Source organism: Corynebacterium lipophiloflavum DSM 44291 (assembly GCF_000159635.1).
GTDB classification, from domain to species: Bacteria; Actinomycetota; Actinomycetes; order Mycobacteriales; family Mycobacteriaceae; genus Corynebacterium; species Corynebacterium lipophiloflavum.
Genome location: NZ_GG667191.1, coordinates 90,004 through 96,175, shown reverse-complemented (window position 1 = coordinate 96,175; position 6,172 = coordinate 90,004). Strand labels below are relative to the sequence as shown.

Below are 6,172 nucleotides of genomic sequence, written 5' to 3'. Positions count from 1 at the left end.
GGTATCCCCTCAGCAGGCGTTTAACAGCGTGCGGGAGTTCCACACCTCTTACCCGCGCACTCTCAACGTCAACTCGGTGGAATCCCATCCCTGGGAACTGACCCTTGATTCCCTCCAGGTGTGGAGTGATGGCACCCAGGTCCACCTCTGCGACGAAGACGGATCCCCCCTCCGGTTCCGACCGACCTCCATGGTCGGGGTGGGCGCCTATCCCGAGTGGCTGATGCAGATTGCGATGGCGGCCACTGGTTCCACCCCCAATATCAACTGGTCCTGGGGAACAATTAGCGATCACGTCGACTACCTCCCTGGTGTCCGCCACGGCCGCGTTATCGTCTCCCGGCCGGCCTTTCGCTATCGCGGCCTAGAAGATGTCAATGCCTTCAACGAGTGGGCGGACAGCCACGGCATATCCGAATGGGTCAGGATGGGGGATTCCGACAGGAAGATACTCTTAAAACGCACCGCTCCTGGCTTCTCGGAAGCCGTTCGATCGCAGCTGCGCCGCAGCGACGGATGGGTCTATGAATCCTTCGATTCCGAGCTCACCCCCCTGGTCCGCGACCACCAGGACCGTCCCATCTTCTCGGAAATCTGCCTGACATTTGGGATCTCCAGTCCAGCGCCCGATCCTGATGCGCTGCGAACCACAGCCCAAAGCCTCTCGGTCGTTGCCACCAACCAGGACAAAGAACTTATCCCCGGCATCAGCGACACCGCCAATCTCACCATCGTTCCCCGGGATGGTTTTCGCGAAAGAGTCATACGCCGGCTCTTCTCGACAGAGGAAACTGCCGCCGGCGCCTACTTCATTCGATACCCCACTGATTCCGGCGAGTCCGGCCTGCGCCTTCGCTACCCTCGTCGCACCTCGACAGGAGCCGCGGTAGAAACAGCCATCCGAGAGATGACCAGCAGCGGCTGGCTCCTCGGACTTGAAGAAAAGGCCCATAGCCTTGAATTTGAACGCTACGGCGGCCCGGCTGTTTTCCCGCTTTTTGCGGAGCTGTTCTCGTTAGAAAGCAGGGTCGTTGCGCACCTGTCTGCGGCTTCCTCCACCGACACCATCGACGAGAGGCTGCATCTTCCGATACTCGACAGGTGGCTCAATCTCTTCCCCGATTACAGGAGTGTGATCGTGGAGTTCGCTGTCCAAAGCGAGGACAGCAGCACAGTACAGAAGGCGGCCTCCGCACTCCTCCGAGAGGCCGACTCCCTGGGAGACCTCGCTTCCGCTGACCTCATTGACCCTTCCATTAGGGCTCATATGAAAAGTCTCGCCAACAAAATTTCCGCTCATTCCGTGGGCACCTATGAGCTGCAATCCGCTGCCCACTTGTTCTGCAACCGTGTGGGCATCTCGACCGACCGCGAAAAGGCTCTCTGGGCTGCTCTCAGCAAAATCGAAAGGAGAAATCACCATGCCAACGACACGCACCCCCATCGCTCTCGAGCATCTTGATGCCCACCTTTTTGAGGGCCTTAGCAGCGATCATCGAACGGAAAGGATCTCACATTCTCCATTTTCCATGATTGATGGCGCTCTCGGCGACGCCTACACGGCATCGGCCTTGTACCACGCCACTGAAGATCAGAAGTGGTGGGATCTTTTGATGAACCGGGTTAGCACTCTGGTGGAAGTGCTACGTACCCATCGATTTGATCAAGGGGGACTGCTCGGCGGTCTCAGCGGCATGGCCTATCTGTTAACCGTCTCCAGGCACAATGAGGAAGAATTCAGTAACGCGCTGAGCAGCCTCAACTCGCGTATCTCGACTCTCGCTGAGAGAAAACTGTGGGACCTTCACCGCAGTATCGGCAAGCGTCGAGAAGACTATGACTATGCGGTGGGATTAGCCGGCATCGCTCATTACCTCTTTGTCGCTGATGAACAGTACCGAGGTCTCGCAAAGCAGATCTGCAACGAGTTCGCTGAGCTATCGCTGCAACCACTTCCCCATTCATTCTGGACTGGTGCTGCGGACTTAGACCCGGCGATGGTCGAACACACCCCCGAACTGGGCAACGGCATGCGCGACCTGGGGTTTGCTCATGGAATCGCGGGAGTCATCGCCGTCTTAAAGGTCGGCCACAAGGTCTTTGAAGATCCCTCCTACTTAACTGCAGCAACCAGGCTGATGGATGTCTTGGTTGCAGACATAGCAGAGCACAACCACAGTGGGCCTTCCTACTTCCAGACCCCCTCTCCCGCCAGTAACCCCCCGCGTCCCTCCACCAAATCCCGCCAGGCATGGTGCTATGGCACTCCTAGTGCGGAAATCTCCGCCGCCGGTTGCCAACCGCTCGAGCAACAGCTGAACTCCTCACTCGTTCACGGGGAAGACTACTTCGACCCCCAGCTCGGTTCTTTCAATGATTCCGGACTCTGTCACGGAGTCGCGGGGCGTCAGTACCTTGCTGACCAGCTAGGTTTCGCGGCATCTGCGTCTTGGCTCGAACACGTCGAAAATCAGATCACCCACTTCCTGTCCGGACCCAGCACGGGGGTTGACCTCAGCTTCTGGCACGGTATCGGCGGGACCACCGCTGTCTGGGCTGGCCGAGAATCCAGCCACGGCTACGCACCCGCGCTCACGATCCTGGGGGTAAAGAAGTGAGCACCCTTACGCGCCCCGCGTCCTCCCCTGCCACCCCTGCCCATACCCCGAGCACCACTCGCATCACCTTCACAGATGTGTCCGTGAAGTATGGGACGACCACCATTCTCTCGGGCTTCAACGAACAGATTCGTGGCCCCGGTTTGTGCAGCATCACCGGGGCAAACGGGGTGGGAAAAACCACGCTTCTTCGGCTCGCCTGCGGCATCTCGTTACCGACCTCGGGATCTGTCCTCATTGACGGAGAATCGACAGAAAAACACTGGTCCTCGATCCGCGAACGACTCGGCGTCAGCTTGTACTCCGAGCGTTCCTATCATTTCCGACTCACTGGCCTGCAAAACTTGATCTATTTTGGCCGGCTCGCGGGACTACGCAAAAAGGAAACCCTGAACCGGCTGGCTCCGTTGCGCCAGGAATTTACCGTTGATCCACTACTCGAACGGCATTTCTCAGACCTCTCACTGGGTCAACGAAAGATATTCGGGATGCTTATCGCTCTTGTCATCGGAGATGATCTCATCATTCTCGACGAGCCCACCGCCACCCTCGACACCACCAATTCCCTCGCCGCACTGACCATGATGCAGTGGGTTATCGCGCGTGGAGTAACTGTCTTGATCTCCACTCACGACCAGAACCTCATCGCCCAATCCGATCAGGTGGTAGCCCTGTGAGAACCTTCGACCGTATTAAATCTTTCTCTCTGGTTTTCTACGCAGAAGTCGGACGAACTTTCCAAGAGCGAATCACCTATCGCACCCAGTTGGTGCTGGGTCTTCTGACCGGAGTTGTGGGGCTCGCGCAATTTGCCATCCTGGGTTACTACATCTCCCTCGGCGGGACGCCTCCGGGTCTTGAGCAATACGGAGGAAACATCATCGCCTTCATGATCGTTGGCAGCCTCTTTAGTGCCCTGGCCGTCATGATGATGAACTCCCTGAAAATGCAGATCCAGTCCGAGCAAAAGCGGGGAACGCTAGAAGCCATCGCCCTGTCTCGAGCCGGCCTATTCAAGTTCCTGATCGCTGGCGGCGTGTTTGGCCTGGTCATGACTTTGATTTCCTCCGTAGCCATTTTCACCATCTTTGGCCACCTATTCGACTTCGAGCTCAAACTCAACCCGATTGGCCTCGTCGTATCGGTCGCGTTCACGGTGGTGTGCATGTGGGCAATTGGACTGTGCGCGGCCGCTTATATCTTGGTGTCCAAGCAGGGAGAACCCGTGACCTGGGTGGTAACGACACTGCTGACCCTGTTTTCTGGGGTTATGTATCCGATCTCTGTTTTCCCCGACGTGGTGGCATCCGCCGCTAGCTACCTCCCCACGGCTGGAATGCTGCACTCGATCCGTCTATCGCTCTTTTCCGGGGCCCCCACTTTTGAGGTCCTAAAGGCTTTGATGCCAACCATCGTGACCACCGCGCTTCTTATTCCCCTTGGAGTGGTGATGTGGCGAAAGGGCGTACACAAAGTACGGGTCAACGGAACCCTCGGCACCTACTAAGACCTATAGATTAAGGAACTTCGCAATATGAAAAAACGAATCAGTCTCGCACTTTTGGCAGCAGCATCCCTAGCAGTACCCTCCGTTTCCCTTGCCGACGAGGCTGTCCCCGCACCGGGGGTCTCCCCCTCCATCTCGTCCTCCCCCTTTGCCTTGTCCTCAAGCCAGATCACCGCCCCGACCGATTCCCCCTCCGAACCCCCTTCAACCGAGGAGACTCCCGACCACTCCTTTTCGCTCGCAGCCATTGCCATTGTGGACGGCCAAGAAATTTCCTCCTGCACCGGCATAACGCTCAACCCCAACTGGATACTGTCAGCCGCCCATTGCTTCGACGAGGACCTCACCAACGACGCCTATACGGTTTTCACCAGTGCCCGTTCGGGTGTGGAGGAAGTACACCAGATTCCAGGCGCTGACCTGGCCGTGGCACGTCTCGCCGGGGACCGTCCGGACGTAGGCTGCACACCCTTGCCCGACTCCTCTCCCCAGGTCGGCACAACAGCCGAGGTCTACGTCTTCCGGGACTACGGAGGGGTGGCAGCCCTGCCGTTTACCATCCAGGCCAATGATCACCTGGCCGGTAACCCAGCCGCCGGTGCCGGAGTCCACCCCATGCTGTCCTTGGTTCCCCAGGCGGACGGGAGTCTCACGAGAGGAGGCGACTCCGGAGCCGGCGTCTTCGTGGCTGATGTCGATGGACGTAAAACAGTCGTAGGCATTGTCGCTGGTTTGTCACAGACCAGCAACGTCACCCTTGCCGAGGATTTGGCTAGGTACTCCAACGACATCGAACAAATCGTAGGCATCTGCTGATTAGCGGGAGAACCTTCTCCTGCCAGTCGTCGCCAGCAGGATCGGCGGGTGTATGCCTCAACCTAATACCCAGCGGCAGTGGGTTATTGCCTGCTATCGAAATAAGGCCTGGGCTGCACCACGCCAGGGCGAGTAGTTCTCCTGGAAGCAAGCCACATGAGCTGGAGAACCCTGGGGAAATATCCAGGAGCAGTGCGCTTGCACATCGGAAAGCTGCATGAGAAGTCCCACTGCAGCGACGACAACACAGAGTACTGACAGAACCAAGGATATCGACAAGTACTTCCGTGAAGGGCGATGCCCGAAGTAGACGACGAGGCAGATAAATGAGGCGATAACGAGGACAGCTCCTGCCACCCCGCTCATGATGCTGAAGAAGGCGGCCACCAGCGCGATCGCGGCCGCTACTGCCAGTGCGACCGGAACCGCCTTCGGCTTAGACGGTGCTTCGATACGGTTTCTTGCTTGAGTTTCAAACAAGGGCATAACAGGCAATCCTCCGGATTATTTCTACTGATCAACCTCGGGGCAGATCAGAGATAGATATAGACAATTACCCCGGCTATCCCCGCTAGCTAAAAATATCGCGGGAGTAACCGGGGTAACCTATGTCGCCGCGTACTGCCCCCTCAAGCTGCCTGCAGAATCATTTCTTGATGCTGCAGGATAGAGGCTTGAAAGACAGACGCTCGGCAATGAAGCTACTTGCCAATCGTGAAGCTGCAACCCTTGGTGACGGTGTTGCACATCATCCAACCGGTGATGCAACCCGGGGTGCAAAGGGACTTGGACGTGATCTGCGGGGAAACGGTGTCGGCAGCGTCGCCCTCGGCGAAGTCAAGAGTGAAATCAGACATTTTGGTACTCCAATCTAGGTAGTGAGGTGTGATGTGGTGAGAAAGTAGATGGAAGCTGGACCGAGGCTAAAGCGTGTGCTCTGGCACCATCCGGACGCTCCATCGACCATTGATCTAACCGCGGAAAAAGGACCCTGACAAGGGATTTTCGTTCAAATATGCCCCCTTGCTGGTTTGAACAACACGAGTTATCTGCACCTTTTGAAACGCCCCACGCCCACCAGAAGCACGACTGGTTTCCTCGCTTATTCGCTCCTGCCTCCGGACCCTTCCGTGAATGCCGCACTCTCGTGTACGCCGAACAGGGGGCATACCGAAAATCACAACGAGCAGTGCGCCGGTACTACCGCTATGGACGCGGCCATCGCGATACC

7 protein-coding genes are annotated in these 6,172 nt (G+C 57.4%); 5 read left to right on the top strand and 2 right to left on the bottom strand.

Features of this window, described 5'->3' with window-relative positions; genetic code table 11:
- The 5 genes from HMPREF0298_RS00435 to HMPREF0298_RS00415 all read left to right on the top strand — a co-directional run.
- A partial coding sequence (locus HMPREF0298_RS00435) for a lantibiotic dehydratase C-terminal domain-containing protein (protein WP_006839092.1) occupies window positions 1–1,462 on the top strand: 1,462 nt, incomplete at its 5' end.
- Complete coding sequence (locus tag HMPREF0298_RS00430; RefSeq protein ID WP_169304945.1) at window positions 1,422–2,618, top strand: lanthionine synthetase LanC family protein; 1,197 nt, start codon at window positions 1,422–1,424, stop codon at window positions 2,616–2,618. The genes HMPREF0298_RS00435 and HMPREF0298_RS00430, both read left to right, overlap by 41 nt.
- Window positions 2,619–2,695: 77 nt before the next feature.
- Window positions 2,696–3,295 (top strand): ATP-binding cassette domain-containing protein, encoded by a 600-nt coding sequence (locus HMPREF0298_RS00425; protein ID WP_169304944.1) that lies wholly within the window; start codon window positions 2,696–2,698, stop codon window positions 3,293–3,295.
- Window positions 3,292–4,125 carry an ABC transporter permease gene (locus HMPREF0298_RS00420; protein ID WP_006839089.1) on the top strand — a complete coding sequence of 278 codons (834 nt, stop codon included), beginning with the start codon at window positions 3,292–3,294 and terminating at the stop codon, window positions 4,123–4,125. Before HMPREF0298_RS00425 ends, HMPREF0298_RS00420 begins: the two co-directional genes overlap by 4 nt.
- A 27-nt stretch (window positions 4,126–4,152) precedes the next feature.
- Window positions 4,153–4,941: a trypsin-like serine protease gene (locus HMPREF0298_RS00415; RefSeq protein ID WP_006839088.1), complete on the top strand. Its 789-nt coding sequence runs from the start codon at window positions 4,153–4,155 to the stop codon at window positions 4,939–4,941.
- Between the two features lie 93 nt (window positions 4,942–5,034).
- Here HMPREF0298_RS00415 and HMPREF0298_RS12050 read toward each other — a convergent pair whose 3' ends face one another.
- Both HMPREF0298_RS12050 and HMPREF0298_RS11685 read right to left on the bottom strand, forming a co-directional pair.
- Entirely contained in the window at window positions 5,035–5,427 is a 393-nt protein-coding gene (locus HMPREF0298_RS12050) for a hypothetical protein (RefSeq protein WP_157464330.1), read from the bottom strand.
- A 215-nt stretch (window positions 5,428–5,642) separates the two neighbouring features.
- A complete protein-coding gene (locus HMPREF0298_RS11685; protein ID WP_006839087.1) occupies window positions 5,643–5,798 on the bottom strand; it encodes a gallidermin/nisin family lantibiotic in 156 nt (51 codons plus the stop codon).
- Between the last annotated feature and the right edge of the window lie 374 nt (window positions 5,799–6,172).

Excerpts from the sequence above, each read along its gene's own strand:
- HMPREF0298_RS11685 (WP_006839087.1), bottom strand. The coding sequence starts at position 5,798 with ATGTCTGATTTCACTCTTGACTTCGCCGAGGGCGACGCTGCCGACACC.
- HMPREF0298_RS12050 (WP_157464330.1), bottom strand. The coding sequence starts at position 5,427 with ATGCCCTTGTTTGAAACTCAAGCAAGAAACCGTATCGAAGCACCGTCT.
- HMPREF0298_RS00415 (WP_006839088.1), top strand. The coding sequence starts at position 4,153 with ATGAAAAAACGAATCAGTCTCGCACTTTTGGCAGCAGCATCCCTAGCA.
- HMPREF0298_RS00430 (WP_169304945.1), top strand. The coding sequence starts at position 1,422 with ATGCCAACGACACGCACCCCCATCGCTCTCGAGCATCTTGATGCCCAC.